This is a genomic window from Aquibaculum arenosum, assembly GCF_029222965.1.
GTDB lineage: Bacteria > Pseudomonadota > Alphaproteobacteria > Kiloniellales > DSM-21159 > Aquibaculum > Aquibaculum arenosum.
Map to the genome: position 1 here is coordinate 265411 of NZ_JARHUD010000002.1, position 23821 is coordinate 289231.

24 protein-coding genes are annotated in these 23821 nt (G+C 64.6%); 11 read left to right on the plus strand and 13 right to left on the minus strand.

The genetic code is table 11. The annotated features are described in order from the left end of the window. Positions 1-12: 12 nt before the first annotated feature. The 4 genes from mgtE to P2G67_RS04125 are packed head-to-tail and all read right to left on the minus strand — an operon-like array spanning position 13 to position 4925. The gene (gene mgtE / locus P2G67_RS04110; RefSeq protein ID WP_275820311.1) at positions 13-1431 is read right to left on the minus strand and encodes a magnesium transporter; all 1419 of its coding nucleotides are present in this window, start codon (positions 1429-1431) and stop codon (positions 13-15) included. Positions 1432-1480: 49 nt separating this feature from the next. Then, a complete protein-coding gene (gene der / locus P2G67_RS04115) occupies positions 1481-2944 on the minus strand; it encodes a ribosome biogenesis GTPase Der (protein WP_275820313.1) in 1464 nt (487 codons plus the stop codon). Then, entirely contained in the window at positions 2941-4272 is a 1332-nt protein-coding gene (locus P2G67_RS04120; protein WP_275820314.1) for an outer membrane protein assembly factor BamB family protein, read from the minus strand. The genes der and P2G67_RS04120 overlap by 4 nt, the downstream gene beginning before the upstream one ends. An 11-nt stretch (positions 4273-4283) precedes the next feature. Next, complete coding sequence (locus tag P2G67_RS04125; protein ID WP_275820316.1) at positions 4284-4925, minus strand: tetratricopeptide repeat protein; 642 nt, start codon at positions 4923-4925, stop codon at positions 4284-4286. A 175-nt stretch (positions 4926-5100) separates the two neighbouring features. Between P2G67_RS04125 and P2G67_RS04130 the strand changes: the two genes are divergently transcribed. Next, positions 5101-5448, plus strand: a complete 348-nt coding sequence (locus P2G67_RS04130; protein ID WP_275820318.1) for a DUF2794 domain-containing protein — start codon at positions 5101-5103, stop codon at positions 5446-5448. Positions 5449-5484: 36 nt separating this feature from the next. Here P2G67_RS04130 and P2G67_RS04135 read toward each other — a convergent pair whose 3' ends face one another. Both P2G67_RS04135 and P2G67_RS04140 read right to left on the minus strand, forming a co-directional pair. Then, positions 5485-5934 (minus strand): DUF192 domain-containing protein, encoded by a 450-nt coding sequence (locus tag P2G67_RS04135; RefSeq protein ID WP_275820320.1) that lies wholly within the window; start codon positions 5932-5934, stop codon positions 5485-5487. Further along, positions 5934-6485, minus strand: a complete 552-nt coding sequence (locus tag P2G67_RS04140) for a gamma carbonic anhydrase family protein (protein WP_275820322.1) — start codon at positions 6483-6485, stop codon at positions 5934-5936. Before P2G67_RS04140 ends, P2G67_RS04135 begins: the two co-directional genes overlap by 1 nt. Before the next feature lie 736 nt (positions 6486-7221). Between P2G67_RS04140 and P2G67_RS04145 the strand changes: the two genes are divergently transcribed. After that, positions 7222-7380 (plus strand): hypothetical protein, encoded by a 159-nt coding sequence (locus P2G67_RS04145; protein ID WP_275820324.1) that lies wholly within the window; start codon positions 7222-7224, stop codon positions 7378-7380. 25 nt (positions 7381-7405) lie between these two features. Here P2G67_RS04145 and P2G67_RS04150 read toward each other — a convergent pair whose 3' ends face one another. After that, complete coding sequence (locus P2G67_RS04150) at positions 7406-8224, minus strand: RNA methyltransferase (protein WP_275820326.1); 819 nt, start codon at positions 8222-8224, stop codon at positions 7406-7408. Positions 8225-8227: 3 nt separating this feature from the next. Continuing rightward, the gene (gene cimA, locus P2G67_RS04155; RefSeq protein WP_275820328.1) at positions 8228-9829 is read right to left on the minus strand and encodes a citramalate synthase; all 1602 of its coding nucleotides are present in this window, start codon (positions 9827-9829) and stop codon (positions 8228-8230) included. Between the two features lie 220 nt (positions 9830-10049). Here cimA and P2G67_RS04160 point away from each other — a divergent pair, with 220 nt between their 5' ends. Genes P2G67_RS04160 through P2G67_RS04180 form a run of 5 tightly spaced genes read left to right on the plus strand, consistent with a single transcriptional unit; the run spans position 10050 to position 14645 of the window. After that, the gene (locus P2G67_RS04160) at positions 10050-10979 is read left to right on the plus strand and encodes a DMT family transporter (RefSeq protein WP_275820330.1); all 930 of its coding nucleotides are present in this window, start codon (positions 10050-10052) and stop codon (positions 10977-10979) included. 41 nt (positions 10980-11020) lie between these two features. Continuing rightward, entirely contained in the window at positions 11021-12058 is a 1038-nt protein-coding gene (gene queA / locus P2G67_RS04165; RefSeq protein WP_275820332.1) for a tRNA preQ1(34) S-adenosylmethionine ribosyltransferase-isomerase QueA, read from the plus strand. After that, positions 12055-13185, plus strand: a complete 1131-nt coding sequence (tgt, locus tag P2G67_RS04170) for a tRNA guanosine(34) transglycosylase Tgt (RefSeq protein ID WP_275820334.1) — start codon at positions 12055-12057, stop codon at positions 13183-13185. The genes queA and tgt overlap by 4 nt, the downstream gene beginning before the upstream one ends. A gap of 6 nt (positions 13186-13191) precedes the next feature. Beyond that, entirely contained in the window at positions 13192-14301 is a 1110-nt protein-coding gene (gene queG, locus P2G67_RS04175; RefSeq protein WP_275820336.1) for a tRNA epoxyqueuosine(34) reductase QueG, read from the plus strand. Beyond that, positions 14289-14645: a DUF1491 family protein gene (locus P2G67_RS04180; protein WP_275820338.1), complete on the plus strand. Its 357-nt coding sequence runs from the start codon at positions 14289-14291 to the stop codon at positions 14643-14645. Before queG ends, P2G67_RS04180 begins: the two co-directional genes overlap by 13 nt. Here P2G67_RS04180 and P2G67_RS04185 read toward each other — a convergent pair whose 3' ends face one another. After that, positions 14646-15536: a homocysteine S-methyltransferase family protein gene (locus P2G67_RS04185; protein WP_275820340.1), complete on the minus strand. Its 891-nt coding sequence runs from the start codon at positions 15534-15536 to the stop codon at positions 14646-14648. 51 nt (positions 15537-15587) lie between these two features. Beyond that, the gene (locus P2G67_RS04190) at positions 15588-16874 is read right to left on the minus strand and encodes an NAD(P)/FAD-dependent oxidoreductase (protein WP_275820342.1); all 1287 of its coding nucleotides are present in this window, start codon (positions 16872-16874) and stop codon (positions 15588-15590) included. A 122-nt stretch (positions 16875-16996) separates the two neighbouring features. On the opposite strand from P2G67_RS04190, the gene P2G67_RS04195 reads away from it, so the two are divergent. Together P2G67_RS04195 and P2G67_RS04200 are read left to right on the plus strand one after the other, a co-directional pair. After that, positions 16997-18340, plus strand: a complete 1344-nt coding sequence (locus P2G67_RS04195; RefSeq protein WP_275820344.1) for a glutamine synthetase family protein — start codon at positions 16997-16999, stop codon at positions 18338-18340. Positions 18341-18362: 22 nt separating this feature from the next. Beyond that, positions 18363-19388: an aldo/keto reductase gene (locus tag P2G67_RS04200; RefSeq protein WP_275820345.1), complete on the plus strand. Its 1026-nt coding sequence runs from the start codon at positions 18363-18365 to the stop codon at positions 19386-19388. A 57-nt stretch (positions 19389-19445) separates the two neighbouring features. On the opposite strand, the gene efp is transcribed toward P2G67_RS04200, so the two are convergent. After that, a complete protein-coding gene (gene efp, locus P2G67_RS04205; protein WP_275820347.1) occupies positions 19446-20012 on the minus strand; it encodes an elongation factor P in 567 nt (188 codons plus the stop codon). Positions 20013-20100: 88 nt separating this feature from the next. On the opposite strand from efp, the gene epmA reads away from it, so the two are divergent. Further along, positions 20101-21165: an EF-P lysine aminoacylase EpmA gene (gene epmA, locus P2G67_RS04210; RefSeq protein WP_275820349.1), complete on the plus strand. Its 1065-nt coding sequence runs from the start codon at positions 20101-20103 to the stop codon at positions 21163-21165. Positions 21166-21453: 288 nt separating this feature from the next. Then, positions 21454-22101, plus strand: coding sequence for a dienelactone hydrolase family protein (locus tag P2G67_RS04215; protein WP_275820351.1), 648 nt, complete (start codon positions 21454-21456; stop codon positions 22099-22101). Positions 22102-22134: 33 nt separating this feature from the next. Here P2G67_RS04215 and P2G67_RS04220 read toward each other — a convergent pair whose 3' ends face one another. Beyond that, the gene (locus P2G67_RS04220; RefSeq protein WP_275820353.1) at positions 22135-22605 is read right to left on the minus strand and encodes a MarR family winged helix-turn-helix transcriptional regulator; all 471 of its coding nucleotides are present in this window, start codon (positions 22603-22605) and stop codon (positions 22135-22137) included. A gap of 147 nt (positions 22606-22752) precedes the next feature. Next, the gene (znuA, locus tag P2G67_RS04225) at positions 22753-23748 is read right to left on the minus strand and encodes a zinc ABC transporter substrate-binding protein ZnuA (RefSeq protein ID WP_275820355.1); all 996 of its coding nucleotides are present in this window, start codon (positions 23746-23748) and stop codon (positions 22753-22755) included. Between the last annotated feature and the right edge of the window lie 73 nt (positions 23749-23821).

Here is a 23821-nt window from a genome sequence, read left to right on the forward strand (position 1 = left end):
GCGCGGTCCCATCTATACACTCGGTAGGCCGAGCAGGACCGTGGCCATACCGAAGTAGAGCGCCACCCCCACGGCGTCGCACAGCGAGGTTACAAGGGGCGCCGAGGCGGTGGCCGGATCGACGTTCAGCCGGTTGAGCAGGAAGGGCAGCGACAGGCCGATCAGGCTGCCGATCAGCACGATCAGCACCATGGTCGCCGACACCACCAGCGCAAGTTCCGGTCCGCCACGCAGCAGTCCGATGCCCGACACCGCCAGGGCCATGGTCAGCCCCAGAAGTCCCGCCACCAGCAGTTCGCGCCCGAGCATCCTGGACCAGTCACGCAACACCACTTCTCCGGTGGCAAGCGCCCGGACCATCAGCGTCGCAGCCTGCGATCCGGCATTGCCGCCGCTGCCCACCAGCAGCGGCAGAAAGAAGACCAGGCCGATATAGGCCGCGATGGTGTCCTCGAAGAAGGCGATGCCGGCCCCGGAGAGCAGGTTGCCGAAGATCAGCACCACCAGCCAGACGATCCGCCGGCGGTAGAGCAGCCCGATCCCTGCCTCGCGCACGGAGGTGGTGATGCGGCCCAGGGAGCCCACCTTGTGCATGTCCTCCGTCGCTTCTTGGTGGACCACGTCCACCGCATCGTCGTGGGTGACAATGCCCACCAGGCGCCCCGCGTCATCCACTACGGGCAAGGCGATGAGATCGTAGCGCGCGATCTGCCGCGCCACCTCTTCCTGGTCGTCGTTTACATGCGCGCGTTTGGGGTTGCGCTCCATGAGGTCGGCAATCGTGGCCTGAGGCGCCGCCAGAATCAGGGTCTGCAGGCGCAAGGAGCCGATCAGCCGACGCTGCTCGTCGACAACGTAGGTGCGATAGATCGTCTCCTTGTCCGGCGCTTCGTGGCGTAGTCGCTCCAAGGCTTGGCGCGCCGTGAGGTGCGGGGCGAGCACCGCGTACTCCGAGGTCATCAACGCGCCCGCAGTTTCCTCGGCATAGCTCGCCAGGCGGCGGATGTCCTCGCGTTTGGCCTGTGCCAGCGCAGGCAGCAAGGTTTCGCGCAGCTTCTCCGGCAAGTGCTTGAAGAAGTCTGCGCGCCGATCGGCCTTGAGGTCGGAAATGAGGCCGACCAGAACCGGTCGCGGCAGTTCCTGGGACAGGAGGCGCTGCCGCCGCCCGCTGAGCTGTGAGAAGGTCTCGGCCCGCTTGGTCGGATCCAGACGCAGCAGCAGCTCTGTGGCCTCGCTGGGCTCCAGACGCTTGATCAGGAGCGCGATATCCGCGGGATGCTCTTCCTGCAGAAAACCGTCCAGCAGCGCCGTCTCCCCTTGGCGCAAAGCCTCCTTCACGGCCTGCACGACACGAACGATGTGGCGATGTCCGCCCTTGCGCGCGGAGGCCAGGATCTCCTGGTCGGTCAGGACCTCAACGCCCATCGTCATCTTCCTCCCTGATCGGAGCCAACGACGCTGCGCAGGGCAAGCCGTGGGGCTAGTCGTTGGCGTAGGGGTTGCGCGATTTCTTCAGATGCAGCCGGATCGGCGTACCGGGCATATCGAAATCCTCGCGCAGGGCATTCTCGAGGTAGCGCAGATAGGCGCCCGGCAGCTCTTCAGGGTGGGAGCAGGAGAGCGCAAAAGTCGGCGGCCGACTGCGTGCCTGGGTAATGTACTTCAGGCGAATGCGCCGCCCCCCTGGCGCCGGCGGCGGGTGTGACGCGACCACCTGCTGCAGCCAACGGTTCAGCATTCCAGTCGAAAGACGCTTGTTCCAGATGGCGTAGATGTCGAAGACCGCCTTGAGCAACCGATCGGTGCCGCGGCCCTGCAACGCCGAAATGGTGACCACGGGAATGCCGCGAGTCTGGGGGAAGGAGCGCAGCAGGCGATCCTCCACCGCACGCAAGGCCATGGCCCGGTCGTCCACTGCATCCCACTTGTTGAGCGCGATGACCAGAGCGCGCCCCTCCTCCACCACCTGGCGGGCGATGGTGAGATCCTGCTTCTCCATGCCCTGCGCCGCATCGAGCAGCAGCACCACGACCTGCGCAAAATCGATGGCGTGCTTGGTCTCCGCAGCCGAAAGGCGCTCAACCCGATCATCAACGCGCGCGCGGCGCCGCAGTCCGGCGGTGTCGATCAGACGCAGCTGCTTCTCACCGTAGCGCCAGTCGATCTCGATGGCGTCACGGGTGATCCCCGCTTCCGGACCGGTCAGCAGGCGGTCCTCACCTATCAGGCAGTTGACCAGCGTCGACTTCCCCACGTTGGGCCGGCCCACGATCGCCAGCTGCAGGGGACCTCTGTCTTCCTCGGCCTCCGGTGGAAGGTCATCTTCGGCGGAAAGATCTTCGCCGCCATCCCCGACCTCATCCACATCCTGCTCCTCAGCCTCCGCCTCGTCTTCAGGAGGGGCCGGCGCGATGTGGGGTGCCAGGAATTCGTAGAGCTCGTCGAGGCCCAGCCCATGCTCTGCCGAGAGCGCTATGGGTTCGCCGAGGCCCAAGGCATAGGCCTCCAACCGCCCGGTCTCTCCGGCCTTACCCTCGCTCTTGTTTGCGGCCAGCAGCACAGGCTTGTGCGCCCGACGCAGTTGATCGGCGAAGTGCGAGTCCAGCGGGGTCACCCCAGCCCGGGCGTCGATCATCATCAGGATGGCATCGGCCTGCTCGACGGCTTTCTCCGTCTGGCGGCGCATGCGCGCTTCCAGGCTGTCGTCGGTTACGTCCTCAAGACCCGCTGTGTCCACCACGGTGAACACGAGATCGAAGAGGCGGCCCTGCCCCTCGCGTCGATCACGGGTTACGCCCGGTCGATCATCCACGAGCGCCGCCCGGCGGCCCACCAGACGATTGAAAAGCGTGGATTTGCCAACATTGGGCCGACCCACCAGGGCCAGGGTAAAGGCGGGCGCCTCCTCCCTCGGTCGTGTCGGCGCCTTGCGTGCCCGGGTCACCGCAAGGCCAGAAGCTGACCGGCGTCGGTGAGCAACAGCAAAGTGCCGTCCGCAACAACCGGCTGGATGGTGACCGGGCCGGGAAGCGACTGGCTGGCCTGAACCGTCCCGTCCTGCGGCGAGGCAAAGACCAGATGCCCCCGGTTGTTAGTCAGCACGAGACGCCCACCGGCCAGAACCGGCCCGCTCCAGACGATGGGATCGGTCCTGTCCTCCGGGTCGGCGTAGCGCTCAAGCTGCTGCACCCAGCGCACGCTGCCGTCATTGCGGCGCAGGGCCACAAGCTGCGCGTCATTGGTGACCAGGAAAACCGAGTTGCCCGAAACCCAAGGTGTCTGCGTGCTGCCGATGGAGGCCTCCCAGACCGGCATCCCACTGCGCTGATCCACCGCCAGCATGAGGTCGGAGTTGGACACGGCCACCACCAAGCCCTCGTCCATCACGGGATGACCGCGCACCTGAGCGATGTTGGCACTCTGCTCGAGCCGCCGCACGCCCGCCAGGGAATCCTCCCAGAGCACGCGGCCATTGTCGGTCAAGAGCGCCACGATCTCACCGGACGAGAAGGCCGCGACGACCGTGTCACCGGCCACGGCAGGACTGGCACCACCAAGCAGGCTGGCAATCTCTTCCAGTCCGGTGTGGTTCCAGAGCCGTTCGCCCGTTTCGGCATCCACCGCGTGGATTACGTTCTCGGTGGTGCTGGCATAGACCCGGCCGTCAGAGAAGGTCGGGCCCGCGCGCAAGGGCGCGCCCAACGACGCTTCCCACAGGATCTCTCCGCTGCCGGCGTTCAGTGCAAAGAGGCTGCCAAAGCCGGTGGTGACGTAAACGCGCCCATCCCCACTCGAGACACCGCCGCCGAAGTACTCTTCGCGGCTGCTTCGCTCGCTGCCCAGGTTCTGGCTCCAAGCCCGACGACCGCTGCTGAGATCAAACGCGCTGACCTGCCGCCGGGCGTCGAGTGTGAAAACGCGACCATCGCGAACCACGGGCTGCGCCAGGAGCCTTCGATTGCTGCTGCTGCCTTCTCCTACACTTGCGCGCCAGGCAATCCGCGGGCTGGAGGAAAGCTCCAGGTGCCGGAACGCATGGGCGGAATCGCCACCTGGCTGCGGCCAGTTCGCATTGCGGTAGGCTGCGGGCAAGCTGACCCGTTCGGCTGCTGCGCCGGCGTCGGCTTGAAGACCACGCTCTCCCATGAGCACGGCAACGCGCTCGCCGGGAAGCGGCGGATCGTCTGCCTCTCCGAACCAACCACCCACCGTGTCGCAGCCAGACAAAACCGTCATGCCGGCTAAGGCAAAACCTGCAAGCAGCAAACGCATGCGCATAAGTGTCACTCGGCTAATGTTGCAGCAAGTTCGCCAGCGCGCTCACGCACGCCCGGCGGTGTCTCGACGTCCGCCAGCAGCACTTCCAACCGCTCGCGCGCGGTTTCCCGCTCACCTTGAGCCAGAGCGGCTGCGGCAGACAGTTCCACCGCCAGCGAGCGATAGGGACGGCCCGGCTCGCCCAACGGCTCCAGCATCATTTCAGCTTCGCTCGCTTCCCCCGCATCCAAGCGATAGCGCGCCGCCGCCAGAACCGCCGCGTCGCGGAAGGTCTGCGCGGCGCTGCTTTCGGCAATGCGCCCCCAGTACTCGAGAGCCAGGTCCCCGTTGCCGGTTTCAGCCGCCAGCCGCGCCACTTCAAAGGAAGCGAGCAGCGCATAGCCTCCAGCATCGGGGTCGGCGAGTTCGGCAAAGGCTTCCGCGGCTTCCTGCTGCTCGCCCGCGGCAAGATGCGCTTCAGCCGCGCCGTAAGCTTCCGCAGCCTGTGTCCGCTGGTGTTGCACATAGGCCGTCCAGCCCTGGAAACCGGCAACGCCCAGCACCACCGCCAGAACGACGACGATGATCAGAACGCGGTACTTCTTCCACAGTGCGAGCAGTTGGTCGCGGCGGACCTCTTCCTCGACTTCCTTGAAAATATCGCTCACGAAATGCCTCTAGGCTGCTGCGCCGCCCCAACTCTGGCCGCTTGACTTTGGCGGGTACCATAGCCCGAACCGCCGCTCAAGGTAAGGCATGGTGCCCTGGACCTGCCAAGTGATTTAGGCGAGACTGTTTTCGACGGTATCACGCGACCGGATGAACGGCTGAGGAGGCTGACGGATGGTGGGGGTGGTCCAGCTTGAAGAGTACCGCGCGGGACATCGCAAGGGCCAAGGCGTCGTCTACTTCCACAGACAGGAACTCGATCAACTCCTTGCAGTCTACAGCCCTCGGGTGGCCAAGGGCGAATGGCGCGACTATGCGCTCGATCATCAAGTGGGCTGCGCCATTTTCTCGGTGTTCCGCCACTCCTTCGACCGCCCGCTGTTTTCGGTGATCAAGCGTGTCCGGCCGGGCAACAGCGGCACGGAGTACCTGCTGCTCTCAGGACCGCGCCAACTGGACAGCAACAAGCACTTGCCGAGCCTGCTGAAAGGGATTGAGAAGAAGCTGCGGGTGGTCTCTTAACGGCGAGGGTTTAAGACCAGGGTTGGCAGCTCTTCCCTATTCAAAAGCCGAGTAGATCACGCGGTCGCCCTTGGAGATGCCAAGCCGCTCGACGGTGCCGCCCGGAACCTCGAGCACGGCGCGTGCCGGGCGTCCCGAAGTGATGGCGCGTTCGGACATTGGCGTGGTGCGCTCGGCAATGCGCACGATGCGCCCACGGCGGTCGATGAACAGCATGTCCAGCGGAATGAGCGTGTTGCGCATCCACATGCTGAGCACCTGGTCACGCCGGTGCAGGAAAAGCATTCCCCAGTCCTCGGCCAGGGACTCGCGGTGCATCAGTCCCTGGGCCCGTTGCTCGGGCGTGACGGCCAACTCGATGTTGAAGACATGGCGGTTGCCGTCACTGCTTTCGATCTCCAGGCGATCCACCTCCCACTCCACCGCACTTGCCGCAAAAGGCAGTGCGAAGCACAGCAGCAGCAAAACCGTTCCCAGACGCAGCATCAAGATTGCTCCGCGCGATAGGCTGCCCCCAGGTCGACGTAGCTCTGGCCGATGTGGGCAAAGACCTCCATGTCCTCAGGCTTGAGCTCCCGCAAGCGCTTGGCGGGATTGCCACCCCAGAGTTCACCCTTCGCCACCCGCTTGCGCGGCGTGACCAGCGCACCCGCAGCGACCATGGCGCCACCTTCGACCACGGCCAGGTCCATCACGACGGATCGCATACCGATGAAAGCGCTGCTCTCGATGGTGCAGGCATGCAGCAGGGCAAGGTGCCCCACCGTCACATCATCCCCGATGTAACAGGGCATGCCACCACCGGTCTCACGATAATCGCCCTTGGGGTCGTGGTTGACGTGAACGATGGTGCCATCCTGGATGTTGGTGTTCTTGCCGATACGAATCCAGTTGCCGTCTCCGCGCAGAACGCAGCCGTACCAGATGGAGCTGCCGGCTCCGATCTCGACGTCGCCGATGATCACAGCATTCTCGGCGATGAACGCATCGGGATGAATCTTCGGGGTGATGCCGCGATGGGCCCGGATGATAGCCATAAATCTGAATCTTTCCTTGCTCAGGCAGCGACCGGGCGAGGCCCAGCCGGTTGCCGCGATATTTACCACAGCATCCCGACAAGGCACAGGTTGTGGCTGCGGTTCGGTGCAAGGAGAAGGGATCTGCTACGTGCTGCCCAGAATCAGCGTGCTGGGCCCAGAATCAGAACGACCCCCGATTGGGGGTCGTAGAGCCATTCGGCCCGTTGTTTGTCTCCAGGGCGCGAGCCTTCCCACAGACTTGGGATAACTCAGCGATAGCTTTCCTGCCACAACCCAACCTCGAACGCAAGATTTAACATCTGCGTTGCGTTGACAGTGATAAAAAATTGCCCCCGGCGCCAGGCGTCGGGGGCAGGTACGGGAAAGCGGGACACGACCGGATCGCTCTTTGCGATCTGGGTCGGTGAAGCTTGCTTCACTCCTTGGACCGGCTGGCAAAGGCCAGAGCCAGGGCAAAGGCCGCAAAGGCGCCGATAACGGTAGCCAGATAGATTGATTCTGCAGAAGTCATCGAAACCTCCTTGGCTCAGCAACAGCTTAAGTAAGCCAGGAGCGCCGGACGGCGCCTTGATGTAAATCAAGCCCGTCACGCTGTTACAATCTTTGAAGCACGGCCCCACTCTTTCCCGCGGCCGTTACGCTTTTGCTTCGCCCGCAAAGCCATCTGAGTTATAATTGCCTCGTCATCCATCAGAGGGGTGACGCAACAATGAGGTCATCCGGGAGGAAAGCGATGACGGTGCACAACACACCCTCAAACCCGGTTCCCCGTACCTCGGCTCGTGGTTCGGCGCTGCGGCGGCGCCTTGTCATGAACATTGGCCTTTTGACCGGCGTGGCCTTGATAGGCTCCCTGGCGGCTGCTCTCTGGGTGCGTATGGTGCTGTTCTAGCAGCACCTCCTTCTGCTTTGCCGCCTCAGGTCGGCGGCTGACTACCGTCGCCTTCCGACGCCTCAGGTCGGGGCGCACGTTTCAGTTTTGCGCCCAACAGTGCTGACAGCACGCCGTGCAGCGTGCGCACTTCCTGCTCCGTTGGCGTGGCGCGATCGATCAGCGTGCGCAGATTGCGGCGCATGCCCGGCGCCTTCTCCGGTGGATGAAAGAAGCCCACCTGCTCCAGCGTGGCTTCCAAGCGCTCGAAGAAGCCGATCAGCTCCTGCTTCTCAGCCGGACGCCCGCCGCCTAGGTGCAGGCTGCGCGCCGGCGTTTCATCCTCCGCCTGATACCACTCGTAGGCCAGCAGCAGCACTGCCTGTGCCAGGTTGAGCGAGGAAAAGCCCGGGTTGAGCGGCACGTTCACGATGACATCGCCCAGGGCCACATCGTCGTTGGACAGGCCGGTGCGTTCGGGGCCGAAGAGCAGTCCGACGCGCTCTCCTGCCGTCTCCAGGGCGCGAATCTCGCGCGCCGCTTGCCGCGGCGTGACGATGGCTTTGACCTGCTCGCGGTTGCGGGCCGTGGTTATATAAAGGCGATGGAGATCGGCCACGGCAGCTTGCGTGGTCTCATAGACCCTTACACCTTCGATGACGCTGAGCGCACCCGCTGCGGCCCGCTCCGCCGACTGATTGGGCCAATCATCGCGAGGCCGCACCAGGCGCAGGTCGCTGAGACCACAGTTCAGCATCGCGCGCGCCACCATCCCGATGTTCTCACCCAGCTGCGGGGCAACCAGAATGACCGCCGGCCCCGGGGTCGCAGCCGGCCTCACCACCGTCCGATTCGTGCCCGCCATTTTTCAGCCCTTCGGTGCCTCAACGCCGGCATTGTGCAGCTTCCAGCTCAGCGCGTCGTAGAGGGCGTTGAAGGAGGCATCAATGATGTTGGGCGACACACCGACCGTGGTCCAGCGCTCCCGATCGACGCCACTTTCGATCATCACCCGCGTGACCGCCTCAGTGCCGTCCTGTGGCGTCAGAATGCGCACCTTGTAGTCCAGCAGGCGCACCCGTTCGAGCACCGGATAGCGTGGGATCAAGGCCTTGCGCACGGCCTTGTCCAGCGCATCCACTGGCCCGTTGCCATTGGCCACGGTCATGAGCTGGTCCGAGCCAATCGTCAGCGTCACCGTGGCTTCCGATTCCGTGACCAGCTCTCCTCGGGCGTTCCAACGTCGATCGTCCATCACTCGAAAACGATTGAGAGAGAAGTAGTCCGGCACCTGGTCCAGCAGCCGCCGCGCCATCAACTCGAAGGACGCCTCGGCACCGTCGTAGGCATAGCCCTCGTACTCGCGACGCTTCACCTCCTCGATCAGGCGACCGACCTTTGGGTCCTTCGGGTCAACCTCCACCCCCACTTCCTGCAGGCGGGTGAGAACGTTGGCGCGCCCTGCCTGATCCGACACCACCACATGCCGGCGATTGCCCACCGTTTCCGGTGGCACGTGCTCATAGGTGCGCGGATCCTTGGCGACGGCCGAAACATGCAGACCACCTTTATGAGCGAAGGCGCTTTCACCGACATAGGGTGCGCCGCGCGTGGGGGTGCGATTCAAGCGCTCATCCAGCAGGCGCGACGTGGGCGTCAATAGTCGCAACCGCTCGGCATCGATGCCGCAGTCCCAGGTGGTCTTCAGGGCCAGAGAACCAACCAGGGAAATCAGATTGGCATTGCCGCAGCGCTCGCCCAGACCATTGAGGGTGCCTTGGATCTGGCGTGCGCCGGCAGCGACCGCGGCAAGCGAATTGGCCACCGCGTTGCCGGTATCGTCGTGCGCGTGGATACCGATACGTACTTCAGGCAGGGTCTCGCGCACTTCGGCGACGATGGCGCGCACATCATCCGGTAGGGTGCCGCCGTTGGTGTCGCAGAGTACCAGCCAGGCAGCACCGGCCTCCGATGCCGCGCGCAGGCAGGCCAGGGCGAAGGCCTTGTTGGCCTTGAAGCCATCGAAGAAGTGCTCGGCATCGAACATCACTTCGCGCTTGCTGCGTCCAAGCTGCGCGATGGAGTCCGCGATCATGGCGAGGTTCTCCTCGTGGGAGATCTCCAGCGCCAGATCGACATGAAAATCCCAGGTCTTGCCAACGATGCAGGCCACTGGCGCCTTGGCGTTCACCAGCCCGGACAGGCCGGGATCGTTCTCAGCAGAACGTCCCGGCCGCCGTGTCATGCCAAAAGCCACCAGACTGGCTGCCTTCAGCTCGGGCGGCTCGGCAAAAAAGGCGTCATCGGTAGGGTTTGCACCTGGCCAGCCACCCTCGATGTAGCTCACCCCCAAGCGATCCAAGGCCTCGGCAATGGCCGTCTTGTCGGAGACAGTAAAGTCGACCCCTTGAGTTTGGGCGCCATCGCGCAGGGTTGAATCGAAGAGGTGAATGCGGCGGTCGTCGCTCATTGGGGTTGAGGCTTTCAAGCGTTTTGCTAGAGAAAACCCATAGGGCATAGGCTCAGCGCAGCGTCAACCGCCAGCCAAGGCAGCCACCCACACAACTTGCACGCCGATGGGCCCGCCCATAAGCTTTGCCGGTCCTTGGCTATGGTCGAGGCTCCCTTGCTGGGTCACGTCTGGACACGGCCTGCATCCTTCCGCTTTTCCACCCCCCTGAGGCTGATCCGTGACCCGCCCAAGTGAGACTCGTCCGCGCCGCCCCCTGCCCATCCAGGGTCCGCTGTTGCTTGCGGCAGCCGTCCTGCTTTGGGGCACTGCGGGGGTTGCTTCAAAGGCGGTCAACGGCATCGAGCCAGTGAGCCCGGTATCGATTGTCTTCTATCGCCTGCTGTTCTGCCTGCCCCTGCTGCTCGTCTATGGCTGGACGCGCTACGGTGCACGCCTCTTGGCTGTCCGCCGTGAACATTGGCTGGCTGTCTTCGTCCTGGCTTTGACCACCGCATGCTATCAGGTCTTCTATTTTGCCGCGGTGCAGGAGGCCGGGGTCACCCTGGCCACCTTCGTCTCGTTGGGCGGCGCCCCCTTTCTCGTCGCTCTGCTGGCCGCGCTTGTGCTCAAGGAACGCCCGAGCCGGGGCGTCTTGATCGCGCTCCTCCTGGCTGTACCAGGAGCCTTGTTGCTCGTGGGCCTCCCCCGCCAGGAACTGGCCGATGGCGACCCGCTCCTGGGGACCCTGCTCGCCAGCTGTGCTGCCTTCAGCTATGCCGCTTTCGCGCTGCAGAGCCGGGTGGTGGCAAACTCCTATGACCCCGTCCAGCTTGTCCTGCTGGCCTTTGGCGGCGCGCTGATTCTGGTGCTGCCGCTCGCCTTGCATCAGGGGCTGGCCGTGCCATCGAGTCTGGCTGCCTGGGGCCTGCTGATCTATATCGGCTTGCTGCCGACTGCCGCTGCCTACCTGCTCTTCTTTGCGGGGCTTCGGGAAGCCAGCGCCACGCTTGCCGGATTGCTGACGGTGCTGGAGCCTCTGGCTGCCGCAGTGCTGGCTTGGTTGCTGTTTGGCGAGCGCCTTGGTCTCGCCGGCCTGCTGGGCGCCGGCCTCATCCTGCTGGCCCTGGTGATCTCATCGCTGGGTGGACGGCGGTCCCGGACTGCATAAGCGCTTTCGGCGCCCTGGTCGCGGTGCTAACCAATGCTGCCATGAGGCTCTCCGACTTCGATTTCCATCTCCCGCGCGAAGCGATCGCGCAACGGCCGGTGACACCGCGCGATGCGGCCCGGGTGCTGCATCTGCCCGCGCAAGGCGCACCACAGGATCTGGGCGTGCGCGACCTGCCCCGGCTGCTGCGTCCGGGCGATGTCGCCGTCTTCAATGATACCCGGGTGATCCCGGCCCGTCTGCGCGGAAAACGCGGCACGGCGTCGGTCGAGGTGACACTGCACAAGCGCGAGACGGCCGAGCGCTGGCGTGCCTTCGCCCGGCCGGCCCGCAAGCTGCAACACGGCAACCGCATCGACTTTGCCGAAGACTTCTCGGCAGAGGTTGTCGAGCGCGGAGAGGGTGGCGACGTGCTCCTGCAGTTCGATCGGGGCGGCGCTGCCTTGATGGAAGCGCTGGATCGGCACGGGGAACTGCCACTTCCCCCCTATATTCAACGTGCCGGCGGCGCCGATACCCTGGACCTGGAAACCTATCAGACCGTCTATGCCCGCATCGCCGGCGCGGTGGCGGCGCCGACCGCCGGGCTGCATTTCACACCGGAACTGCTGCAGGCGCTCGACGAGCGCGGCGTCCAACGCGTCAACGCAACCCTTCATGTGGGCGCCGGCACCTTCCTGCCGGTCAAGGACGAGGATGTGAGCCAGCATCGCATGCATGCCGAATGGGGCAGCCTTTCGGCTGAGGCAGCTGCGAAGATCGAAGCGGCCAAAACCGCTGGCGGACGCGTTGTGGCCATCGGCACCACGGCGCTGCGCCTGCTGGAAAGCGCCGCCGACGACAGCGGGCACATTGGTGCCTTTGAAGGGGAGACCGACATCTTCATCCTGCCGGGATACCGTTTCAAGCTGGTCGATCTGCTGATGACGAATTTCCACCTGCCAAAATCGACCCTCTTCATGCTGGTCTGCGCCTTCGCCGGGCAGGAGCGCATGCGCGCCGCCTACGAGCACGCCGTGAACGAGGGATATCGCTTTTTCTCCTTCGGCGATGCCTCACTGCTGGAGCGGCACGCGTGAGCCTGGATTTCGAACTTCTCGGCCAGGATGGCGCGGCACGCCGCGGTCGCCTGCACACGGCCCACGGCACTATCGACACCCCCGCCTTCATGCCCGTCGGGACCGTGGGGACGGTGAAGGGTTTGATGCCCGAGCAGGTTGCAGCCAGCGGTGCGCAGGTCCTGCTGGGCAACACCTACCACCTGATGCTGCGCCCCGGTGCTGAGCGGGTGGCGCGGCTGGGCGGCCTGCACCGCTTCATGGGCTGGGATCGGCCCATCTTGACCGATAGCGGCGGCTTTCAGGTCATGAGCCTGGCCAAGCTGCGCAGCATCGACGAGCGCGGTGTAGAATTCAAATCTCACCTGGACGGCAGCACACACGACCTGACGCCCGAGCGATCGGTGGAAATCCAGGACCTGCTGGACTCCAACATCACCATGCAGCTCGACGAATGCATCGGCTACCCCGCGCCCGCAGGCGAGGCCGAGCGGGCCATGCAGCTTTCGCTGCGCTGGGCGGAGCGCTGCCGACAGGCTTTCCGCGACCGCGCCGGCTACGGCCTCTTCGGCATCGTGCAGGGCAGCGTCGACGAGACCCTGCGGCAGCAATCGGCCGAGGGCCTGACCGCCATCGGCTTCGACGGTTACGCCATCGGCGGTCTTGCCGTCGGCGAGCCGCAGGCGACCATGCTCAAGGTGCTGAACTTCACCCTGCCCGCGCTGCCATCCGACAAGCCGCGTTATCTCATGGGTGTGGGCACGCCGGACGATCTGGTGAAGGCGGTGCTGGAAGGCGTCGACATGTTCGACTGCGTCATGCCGACACGCAGCGGCCGCACCGCCCGCGGCTACACCCGGCGCGGCGTCATCAACATGCGCAACGCCCGCCACCGGGACGATCCGCGCCCCATTGATCCCGGCTGCGCCTGCCCGGCCTGCGGGACCTGGTCACGTGCCTACGTTCACCATCTTTTCCGTGCCGAGGAAATGCTGGGCCCAATCCTGCTGACGCTGCATAATCTCTATTATTATCAAGAAGTGATGGCCGGACTGCGCCGGGCCATCGAGATAGGAGGGGTGCAGGATTTCGCGGCCCGCTTCTTTGAGGAACAGGCGCAGGGCGACATCCCGCCTCACGAAAGCTGAAGCGCCATGACCGATGCCAAGGCAGAGATCCGCGACAAGGCTCTGGACCTGGGCTTCGATGCGGTCGGCTTCGCGGCAGCAGACTTGGGTGACCAGGCGCGCGACCGGCTCGCCGACTGGCTGGCGCAGGGCCGTCACGGTGACATGGGCTGGATGGCCGACACCTTCGAACGTCGGGCGCACCCCCAATCGCTCTGGCCCAAGGCACGCAGCGTCGTGGTGCTGGGTCTCGAGTACGGGCCCGCTTTAAACCCGCTGGCCCTGCTGAGCCATAGCGAGCGCGGCAACATCTCCATCTACGCCCGCAACCGCGACTATCACGACACGGTGAAAAAGCGTCTCAAGGCCCTGGCCCGCTGGATGCATGAGCACTACAGCGAGGAGGTCAAGGTCTTCGTCGACACCGCGCCCGTCATGGAGAAGCCACTCGCCCAGGCCGCCGGTCTGGGCTGGCAGGGCAAACACAGCAACCTGCTGTCCCGCCAACACGGCAACTGGTTCTTCCTGGGCGAGGTCTTCACGACCCTCCCACTGGAACCCGACGCACCCGAAAAAGAGCATTGCGGGTCCTGCACCGCCTGCCTCGACGCCTGCCCCACCGGCGCCTTTCCGGCGCCCTATCAGGTCGATGCCCGGCGCTGCATCTCCTACCTCACGATCGAACATAAGGGCCCAATCCCGCGCGAACTGCGGCCCCTGATGGGCAATCGCATCTATGGCTGCGACGACTGCCTGGCCGTCTGCCCCTGGAACAAGTTCGCTCAGGTCGCGCGTGAAGCGGATTTCCTTCCCCGGGTCGAGCTGACCGCGCCGCGGCTCGCGGACTTGGCCGCGCTGGACGACGCCAGCTTCCGCGCGCTCTTCTCCGGCAGTCCGGTCAAGCGGATCGGTGTAGCGCGCTTCCTGCGCAACGTGCTGATCGCAATCGGCAACAGCGGCGCGCCCGGCCTGCTGCCGACGGTTCGGGCACGCCTGAACCACGAGTCTGCGCTGGTGCGCGGCGCTGCGGTCTGGGCTCTCCGACGCTTGGCAGCGGAAGACACCGTGTCGCAAGCACGTGCCCGCTGCCTGCCGGACGAAGAAGACCCTCAAGTGATCGAGGAATGGACAGCGTGAGCTGGGACGAGGAGCGCATTGCCAGCCACGTCTGGATCATGGCCGGCATCCGCAGCAGCAACCAGCGGGGCATCCCGGCCATGCTGCGTCATCGGGGCGAAGCCATGAGCGGCCTGCTGCTGCTCAAGATTGCGCTCCTCGACGGCACCGCCCGCGCCTATACGCAGCAGCGCGACCTGGACGGTCGCCTGGGCTGGATGGGTGTGCCGCGGGACGAGGCTCTGCCGGAGCCGGAGATCGAGGCCTACCTCGAACGCACCCTGGCGCGCGATCCAGATCTATGGCTGGTCGAGGTGGAAGATCCGCAGGGCCGCAATCCCTTCGCAGAGACAGCGTTGGGCTGACTAGTCGGACCGCAGCCCCTTGGCCAGCATTGCGATGTGGTCCGGTCCGATGCCACAGCAGCCGCCAACTATCGACGCACCCGCCGCCACCCAGCGCCGCGCCCAGTCCAAGTAGGCCGGCGGATCGACCTCCTTGCGGAAAGGTGACAAGCCTTCGTTGGCGATTGCATCCTCCTCCTGGGGCGGGAAGGCATTGGCATAGACCCCCACTGCGAGCCCGGGCCGCGTCTGCTTGGCCGTGCGCACCGCGCTTTCCATCACTTCGGGTTGGCTGCAGTTGAACAGCAGGGCCTCCGCCCCCAACGCCTCGGCCTTGACCGCAGCATCGGCGACCGTTTCGCCGGAACGCAGCACGGCCTCCCCCTCAATCAGGCGGTCCTTCAGGGTGAAGGAGATCCAGAAGGGTCGCGGATCATCGCCCAACGCGGCACGCGCGCCCTCGGCTTCCTGCAGGGCGCTCTGGGTCTCGGCCAGCCAGACATCCGCGTAGGGGGCCAGACCCGCAATCAGTTCCCCCCAGACCTCCGCCGCGTCCTCCGGCTGGAACAGGTCCGGCCGGTAGGAGCCGCAAGGCGGCGGCAGTGAGCCCGCCACCAGCACCGCCTTGCCGCTGTCGCGAACGGCTTCCCGCGCCAAGCGGCCAGCGAGATCCGCCAGTTCACGCCCCTGGCGGTGACAGCGCTCCTCGCCGATATGATAGGGCACGAGCGCGTAGGAGTTGGTGGTGATCACCTCTGCGCCGGCAGCGATGAAGGCCGCATGGGTTTCGCGCACCGTATGAGGCGCCTCCATCAATGCCAGCGCCGACCATTCCGGCTGCCGGAAGGGCGCCCCACGCCGCTGCAACTCACCGCCCATCCCGCCATCGAGTATCCGCGTCGCTTGTGTCATGACCTTAACTCCTTGGCGTCACTGCTGCCGACATTCGGCCCTTCGCCACCCTCAAGGCAAGAGATCCTGCAGCCGGAACCAGAGCATGGCGAGTACCAAACTCGGGGTGCGAAGCAGCGGGCCGCCGGGGAAGGAACTGTGTGGGAGGCGGGCGAAGAGGTCGTAGCGTTCTGCCTGCCCCGCGATCGCTTCAGCCAGCACCCGGCCGGCGATGCCGGTGAGCGCAACACCCTGGCCGGAGAAGCCTTGAGCAAAATAGAGGTTCGGCGTGAGGCGGCCAAGCTCCGGCGTGCGCTCGCGGGAGATGCCGACGAAACCACCCCAGGCGCTGTCGATCTGCACGTCTGAGAGCTGCGGAAAAACCTTGAGCATCGCCCGGCGCATGGAGCTGCGCAGGTTGGTAGGCTCAAGCTTGGAATAGCTGACCCGGCCGCCGAACAGCAGTCGCTGGTCTTCTGAACGACGGAAATAGTCCAGAACGAACTTGAGGTCGGCGACGGCGTGATTGTGCGGCAGCAGTGCCCGAGCCCGCTCCTCGCCAAGGGGGGGCGTGGCGCCGATATAGGTGCCGACGGGCATGATCGTGCTCCGCAGTTCCGGCAGTAGGCCACCCAGATAGGCATTGCCGGCAGCAACAGCGAAGTTCGCGCGCACCTGGCCCGTTGCGGTGCGCACCACGATCGGCTCGCCGCGCTCCACCGCAACGGCCGCGCTGTCTTCGAAGATACGTACGCCCAGACTTTCTGCACCACGGGCGAGGCCGGCGCAGTAGTTCAACGGATGCAGGTGCCCGGCGCCGTGATCAACCAGGCCACTGGAGTAGCGTGGCGAGTCCACCAGTTGGCGCATGGCCGCGGCATCGCGAATCACTTCCAGTTTCTCGTAGCCGTAGTCGCGCGCTGCGCTCTCGGCCCATTCCTCGCATTCACGCAGTTCGCGCGGCCGGTTTGCGGCCAGCAGATAGCCCCAGGTGAGTGAACAATCGATCTCGAAGCGCTCGATCCGCGCCCTGAGGACATCCTTCGACTCCTCAGCCAGATCAAAGAGCCGCTTGGCATCTGCCTGGCCCAACCATCCGGCGATCTTGTCCATGCCGGAGGCATAGGCCGTGCAAACCTGCCCACCATTGCGCCCCGAGGCCCCCCAGCCGACCCGCTGTGCTTCCAACACCACGACCGAGTAGCCACGATCAGCCAGTTCGATGGCCGTATGCAATCCGGTGTAACCGGCGCCGATAACGCAGACATCGGCCTCGATGGCCTCATTCAGGCGCGGACGATTGCAGGGGTCGTTGAGGGTTTGAGCGTACCAGGATGCGATGTGAGCCGGATCGGACATGAGGCCTCGTGTGAGGAGGTGAACTGAAGAATAGGCGGGCGGCGCCTCGCTTGTCAGCCAAGCAGGGCGGTGCTAGCTCTGCCGACGCGGCCGCATCGGGCCGAGTCACCAGAGCAAGAAAAATGTCCGTGATCGAAGAATTTCTCAAGGAGCACCGGATCGAAGAGGTGGAATGCTTGGTTCCGGACATGGCGGGAATTGCCCGGGGCAAGATCCTGCCGGCTCAGAAATTCGTACAGGGCATGCGCAACAACGGCCTTCGGATTCCGGAGGCCATTTTTGTTCAGACCGTCACTGGCAGCTACCCGCCGAGCGATGCCGGGGTCATCAACGCGGCCACCTCCGACGTCTATCTGGTACCGGATGCCGAGACAATCCGCCTGGTTCCCTGGTACCCCGAACCCACGGCACAGGTCATCTGCGATCCCTACTACTTTGACGGCACGCCTGTTCCCTTCGCTGCGAGGCATGTGCTCAAACGCGTGGCGGAGCTGTTTCGGGCCCGGAAGTGGACGCCGCTGGTCGCGGTGGAACTGGAGTTCTACCTCGTCGAGCGTAACGACGATCCCGACTATCCCCTGCGTCCGCCCGTCGGCCGCTCCGGCCGGCGCGAGACCAGCCGTCAGGCCTACGGGGTCGATGCCGTCAACGAGTTCGACCCGATGTTCGAGGAAATTTACGACTTCTGTGAAGCCTCGCGCATCGACATCGACACCCTGACCCACGAGGCCGGGGCCGCCCAGATGGAGATGAACTTCAATCACGGCGAGGCTCTCGAGCAGGCCGACGAGGCTTTCCTTTTCAAGCGCACGGTGCGCGAGGCCGGATTGCGCCACAAGCTTTTCGCCACCTTCATGTCCAAGCCGATGCAGGGTGAGCCTGGCAGTTCCATGCATATCCACCAGTCGGTGGTGGACGAAACGGGGCGCAACATCTTCTCCAACCGCAACGGCCGCGACAGCCGCGCCTTCCAGGCTTACATCGCCGGGCTGCAAAAGCACCTGCCGGCTGTCATGCCGCTCTTCGCGCCAAACGTGAACTCCTACCGCCGGCTGATGCCCGACACCGATGCCCCGATCAATACCCACTGGGGCTATGACAACCGCACCGTTGGCCTGCGTGTGCCCCACTCGGATCGCGCCTCGCGACGCGTGGAAAACCGCGTTCCCGGCGCCGACGCCAATCCCTACCTGGCCATCGCCGGCTCGCTTGCCTGCGGCTACATCGGCATGACGCAGAACATGAAGCCGCGCCCGCCGATCGAGGGCAGTGCCTATCGTCTGGCGCACACCCTGCCACGCACGCTCTACGATGCCTTAAACCGCTTCTCCTCCTCCCGGCCCTTGAAGAATGTGCTGGGTGAGAGCTTCATCGATGCGGTCTGGGCGGTGAAACAGTCCGAACTCGATGCCTATCAGCAGGTGATCTCCTCCTGGGAGCGCGAGCACCTGTTGCTCAACGTGTAGATTGCCTCAACGGGAGAGCGACATGGAGTACCGTCCCCTCGGCCGCAGCGGCGTGCAGGTCAGCGCGCTCTGCCTCGGAACCATGATGTTCGGCGGCCAGACCGATGCGAGCGGGTCGGAGCGCATCATTCTCGATGCAGCCGAGAAGGGCGTGAACTTCATCGACACCGCCGACGTCTACTGCGACGGCGAATCCGAGCGCATTGTCGGCCGGGCCATCGCGGGGCGGCGGGACGAGTGGGTGCTGGCAACCAAAGTGGGCAATCCCATGGGCGCGGGCCCAAACCGTCAGGGACTGAGTCGCCGCTGGATGCTCCAGGCACTCGACGGTTCACTGCAACGCCTGGGTTGCGACCACGTCGACCTCTGGTACCTGCATCGCGAAGACCTGGACACACCGCTCGAGGAAACTGTGGCCGCGCTGGCCAGCGCCTACGCCGCCGGCAAGTTCCGCTACTGGGGCTTCTCGAACTTCTGGGGCTGGCAGATCGCGGATCTGATCCGCCTGGCGGACTTGGCTGGCTTGCCCCGCCCGGTGGCGTCCCAGCCGCTCTACAATGCCACCAACCGCCTCGCGGAAGCCGACTACATACCCGCCTGCGCGCATTTTGGCGTCGGGGTCATCCCCTATTCACCGCTGGCGCGCGGGGTGCTGACCGGCAAGTACGCCTCAGCCGATAAACCGGACCCCGACAGCCGCGCTGGACGCGGCGACCGGCGCATCATGGAAACGGAATGGCGGCCGGAATCGATCGAACTGGCGAAGAAGCTGAAAGCGCATGCGGAGACCCGCGGCACCACATCGGGCGCGCTGGCTCTGCGCTGGTGCCTGAACAACGGTGCGGTTTCCTCACTCGTCGCCGGGCCGCGCACCTTCGAACAGTGGTCCGCCTATCTCGATGTGCTGAAGGTCGAGTTTACCGGAGAAGACGAGGCTTTCTTCGACGCCTTGGTGCCGCCGGGCAAGGCCTCGACGCCGGACTACCAGGATCCGAAGTACCCTTATCGGGGACGTATGCCGATCACGAGCGCGACGGCAAAGGAATAGCTGAGGCCAAGTGGCAAAGCGCTGGCGGCGTTGCGGCCAACCAGCGCTGGCGCCGGCTCAGTCCTTCGCGCGCTCCATGTAGCTGCCGTCGGCGGTATTGACCACGATTCGCTGTCCCACGGAAATGTGCGGCGGCACGCCGGTGCGCATGCCGTTGGACAGCATGGCCGGCTTGTAAGAAGAGGTGGCAGTCTGGTTTTTGATCACCGGCTCCGTCTCCGTCACCTCAAGAATGACCCGCTGCGGCAGGCTCACGCTCACCGGCACGCCCTCGTGTAGGGAGATCTGGACCACCATGCCTTCCTGCAGATAGACGCCCTGGTCGCCCATCACGTCCTTGGGCACGGACACCTGCTCGAAGGTTTCGGTCTGCATGAAGGCAAAAGCCTCGCCCTCATCGTAGAGAAATTGGAAGTCATTCTCCTCGATGAAAGCGCGCTCCACCTGCTCAGTGGTTCGGAAGCGCTCGGAGGTTTTCACACCGTCGGAGATGCGACGCATCTCCAGTTGCGTGACGGGCGTGCCCTTGCCCGGCTGGATGTTGTCCGCCTTGAGGATGACATAGAGCTTGCCGTCCATCTCGACGACGTTGCCGTTGCGCAGGGCGCTAGCATTGACCTTCACGTGTTTAAAACCCGAGCTTGCTTGAGGATGGCAAGGAAACTAACAGCTTGACCCTCCCCGCTCAACGTCGCTGCGCAAAGGAAGCTCCATGCAATCGTCATCGCCGGCCGCCACGCGTCCCGCCTGGCATCCGGAGGTCTATGCCCGACGGCGCCCCTATTTGTTGAAGCGCAGTGCAGTGCTCGCCGCCTTGCGCAGCTTCTTCGCAGCGCGGGATTTCGTCGAGGTGGAAACCCCGGCGTTGCAGGTCTCTCCGGGTATGGAGCCGCACTTGCAGGCCTTCGCCACCGAACTGCGCACCCCGGACGGCAGCCGGCAGCAGCTCTACCTCCACACCTCCCCAGAGTTCGCCTGCAAGAAACTACTGGTGGCCGGCGAGCCGCGGCTCTATGCGCTTGCCCGGGTGTTCCGCAACGGGGAGCGCGCCGCCTGGCACCATCCCGAGTTCACCATGCTGGAGTGGTACCGTGCAGGGGACGGCTATGAGACACTGATGCAGGACTGCGGCGACCTCTTGCGCCACTGTGCCGAGGCAATCGACTGCAGCCTTGTGGAGGTCAACGGCTCAACCTGCGACCCCACTGCAGCACCCGAGCGCATCTCCGTCACCGAGGCCTTCCGGCGCTGGGCCGACATCGACCTCCTCGCCACCACGCCCGATCCCTGGACTCCTGATCGGGACCATCTTGCCCGCCAGGCACAAGCGGCCGGCATTCGCGTTGCCGAGGACGATGATTGGCTGGCCATCTTCACCAAGGTGATGCTGGCGCGCATCGAGCCCCGGCTCGGCAGCCCCGTCCCGACGATCCTTTATGACTATCCCGTCTCACAGGCCGCGCTGTCCCGGCCCAAACCTTCCGACCCACGCGTCGCCGAACGCTTCGAGTGCTACGTGGCCGGCGTTGAACTGGCCAATGCCTTCGGGGAGTTGACCGAAGCAGTGGAACAACGTCGCCGCTTCGAAGCGGACCAGGCGCTCAAGCAGAGCCTCTACGGCGAACGCTATCCCATCGACGAAGATTTCCTGGATGCCCTGGCCTTTGGCATGCCCGAAGCGGCCGGCATAGCGCTTGGAGTCGACCGTCTGGTGATGCTGCTCAGCGGCGCAGCCCATATCGAGGACGTGCTCTGGCTTCCGGTGGCAAAGCCTTGAGCCGAAAGTGAAATCGGATACCGCCTTCGATTTGTCCAAATTCCGCCTCGCGAACCAGGCGAGGCATGTTATAACCGCGTTGGGGCTCGTTGAGCTATTCAGAGAGGGAAGAATTCTATGGGGGGGAAGGCTGCGCGCCCGCCCTTTTTATACCTCTGCATGCTGATACTGGCATCAGGCTTGCTGTTTGGCGGGCGGACAGAGCCTGCGGCGGCCATGATGATTGGTCCAAGTGTCCTCGATGGCGTTAGCGCCTTTCACAGCAACGGCAGTCAGGTTCGGGTCGACATGTTCGTTCCCCGAGACCAGGAGCACCCTCTTCCCGCCGTGGTCCTGCTACACGGTGCCAGCGGCGTGGGTGATGGCTATCTGATCTATGCCATGGCGGAACGTCTGGCCGAGACGGGACTGGCAGTCTTCGCGGTTCACTACTTCGACGCCATCAAGCACGGCAATCGTGCCGGTATCGGGCGCTATTATCTGCGCGATGAGGTGATCGCCGACGCCATCGATTACGTCTCTTCCTTGCACTTCATCGATCGCAATCGCCTCGGGCTGATGGGCTATTCCCTCGGCGCCTTTCAGGCCTTGGAGCGGGCCAATCGGGACGGCCGCGTGCGCGCCGTCGTTGCTCTTGCCGGTGGAATGGATGGCCGACGGGTGAGCGAAGGGGTGGAGTCCATGCCTCCCACCTTGATCTTACATGGCAATCGCGACGGCATCGTACCGGTCAACCGCGCGATGCAGGCGGCCCAACTGCTGGAAGCAGCCGGAGCACCCTACGAGATCGAGATCAGCAACGGCGTGAGCCATGTGCCGCGCGGTAAGGTTTTCGATCAATGGATGCAGCGCGCTGCCGACTTCTTTCATGAGAATCTGACTGTGCGCGGCCTGATCAGCGAGACCGTCCTGTTGCGGACTCCCGGTCGGCGCTGATTTTAAACTGAGTTCACCAGTCGACCTCGATCGTCAGCCGCCTTTGTCACTTGCCTTGCCCTTCTCAGACAAGCCGGTCATGCGCTGAAGCTGGATCCGCCAGGCGCTGAGTATCTCTGGCGGGAACTCCGGCGTCTCGGCCTCGATCAGCGCATCCATGCTGCGCAACCGCTCCCAGCCTTGCTCGGTCAGTTCCACCCGTTTGCGCCGCTCGTCCTTGGGATCGCCGGCTGTCACCAGATAGCCCTGCATCACGAGTTCTGCGACCTGCTTCTGCGCACGCTGACGGCTGACGCCGAGTTGCTTGGCAAGCTCCGCCATCTGGTTCGAGGGTGCGCCGGAAAGCCGCTTCAGCAACAGCCAGTCCCCCAGTCGAAACGACGGGTCGCGACGAGAGAGCTTGCGCCCCAGCCGCCGGCTGAAGGCATTGATGGTGCTCACCAATGCGGCAAGCTCGTCACTCACCTCGGTACGCCGGGTTGAGGTGCTGTCCTTTTGGGACATGCAAAAGCTCCATCAAGACTGGCGGATCCGCGTGCTTGGTCGCCAGGCGACACGTCGGAGTCCGCAAACGGCAGGAAGGCTCAGCTTAGAGCCTCACGCGGTTTTCATCAATTTAGTTGACAAGATTTGCTGTCGATACGGTCCGGATCAGTCCGCTGTCAGGCATTCGGTCAGGCTGTCGGCCAGGGCACGCAGCAACTGCTCATAGGCATGGGGGCCGGGGGCCAGGGTCGCGCCCAGCGGGTCCAGTTCTCCCAGACGTGCATCCGTCCCCTCCACGACCACCCGAGCAATCCGTGGTTCGAACTGGGGCTCGCTGAACAGGCAGACGGCCTCCTCTTGGGCGACCCAGGCACGGATCTCTTTCAGCCGCTGGGCGCCCGGCTGGCGTTCCGGCCCGAGAGACAACGCCCCAGCGGAGGGAAGGTCGAAGGCCGCCTCGAAGTACTGGTAGCCGTCGTGAAACACGAGAAAGCTTGAGCCCTTTAGCGGTTCGAGCTGTGCGCGCAGGTCAGATTCCAGCTCGGTCAGACTTTCCTGCAGCGCCGCGGCATTGGCGCGGTACTGCTCCGCGTGAGCGGGATCGATCTCTGTCAGGGTTTCGGCGATTGCCGCCGCGATCACCTGGGCGTTTGCAGGATCGAGCCAGAGATGCGGGTCGTAGCTCCCATGAGCGTGGTCATGGTCATGACCTGCGTCGTGATCGTGATCGTTGTCCTGATCATGGTCGTGGTCGTGTGCCAACTCTGCCGTACTGTGCAATCCGGCTTCGCGAACAGGCAGAAGCGTTATGCCTTCGAGTTCGCTGACGGTCAGGACGGTCGCCTTGGCTGCCACCGTCTCAAGCGGCCGCCGCAAGAAGAGTTCGAGATCCTCACCGATCCAGATCACCAGCTCGGCATCAGCCAGTTCGCGCGCATCGGAGGGACGCAGGGAGAAGCTGTGCGGCGACGCCCCACCCTCGAGCAACAGCGCCGGCTCCCCTACCCCCTCAGACACGGCAGCCGCCAGGGCATGCAGCGGCAGGATGGAGGCCACCACATCGAGATCGCTCTGGGCCGAGACCGGCGCCGCCGCTAAGACGCCGCCAGACAGGAAAATTGCCGGCACCACTCTGCCCAGCCACCGCGCAACAGCGCTCATAGGTCACCCCTTACCCTTTGCCATGGAGACTTGCCAAACGCGCCGCGATTGGCATGATCGGAGCGTCACTTTG

Coding starts and splice junctions, on each gene's coding strand:
- mgtE (WP_275820311.1), bottom strand. CDS start 1,431: ATGACGATGGGCGTTGAGGTCCTGACCGACCAGGAGATCCTGGCCTCC.
- P2G67_RS04120 (WP_275820314.1), bottom strand. CDS start 4,272: ATGCGTTTGCTGCTTGCAGGTTTTGCCTTAGCCGGCATGACGGTTTTG.
- P2G67_RS04130 (WP_275820318.1), top strand. CDS start 5,101: ATGGTGGGGGTGGTCCAGCTTGAAGAGTACCGCGCGGGACATCGCAAG.
- P2G67_RS04135 (WP_275820320.1), bottom strand. CDS start 5,934: ATGCTGCGTCTGGGAACGGTTTTGCTGCTGCTGTGCTTCGCACTGCCT.
- P2G67_RS04140 (WP_275820322.1), bottom strand. CDS start 6,485: ATGGCTATCATCCGGGCCCATCGCGGCATCACCCCGAAGATTCATCCC.
- P2G67_RS04145 (WP_275820324.1), top strand. CDS start 7,222: ATGACGGTGCACAACACACCCTCAAACCCGGTTCCCCGTACCTCGGCT.
- P2G67_RS04150 (WP_275820326.1), bottom strand. CDS start 8,224: ATGGCGGGCACGAATCGGACGGTGGTGAGGCCGGCTGCGACCCCGGGG.
- cimA (WP_275820328.1), bottom strand. CDS start 9,829: ATGAGCGACGACCGCCGCATTCACCTCTTCGATTCAACCCTGCGCGAT.
- queA (WP_275820332.1), top strand. CDS start 11,021: ATGAGGCTCTCCGACTTCGATTTCCATCTCCCGCGCGAAGCGATCGCG.
- queG (WP_275820336.1), top strand. CDS start 13,192: ATGACCGATGCCAAGGCAGAGATCCGCGACAAGGCTCTGGACCTGGGC.
- P2G67_RS04180 (WP_275820338.1), top strand. CDS start 14,289: ATGGACAGCGTGAGCTGGGACGAGGAGCGCATTGCCAGCCACGTCTGG.
- P2G67_RS04185 (WP_275820340.1), bottom strand. CDS start 15,536: ATGACACAAGCGACGCGGATACTCGATGGCGGGATGGGCGGTGAGTTG.
- P2G67_RS04190 (WP_275820342.1), bottom strand. CDS start 16,874: ATGTCCGATCCGGCTCACATCGCATCCTGGTACGCTCAAACCCTCAAC.
- P2G67_RS04195 (WP_275820344.1), top strand. CDS start 16,997: ATGTCCGTGATCGAAGAATTTCTCAAGGAGCACCGGATCGAAGAGGTG.
- P2G67_RS04200 (WP_275820345.1), top strand. CDS start 18,363: ATGGAGTACCGTCCCCTCGGCCGCAGCGGCGTGCAGGTCAGCGCGCTC.
- epmA (WP_275820349.1), top strand. CDS start 20,101: ATGCAATCGTCATCGCCGGCCGCCACGCGTCCCGCCTGGCATCCGGAG.
- P2G67_RS04215 (WP_275820351.1), top strand. CDS start 21,454: ATGTTCGTTCCCCGAGACCAGGAGCACCCTCTTCCCGCCGTGGTCCTG.
- P2G67_RS04220 (WP_275820353.1), bottom strand. CDS start 22,605: ATGTCCCAAAAGGACAGCACCTCAACCCGGCGTACCGAGGTGAGTGAC.
- znuA (WP_275820355.1), bottom strand. CDS start 23,748: ATGAGCGCTGTTGCGCGGTGGCTGGGCAGAGTGGTGCCGGCAATTTTC.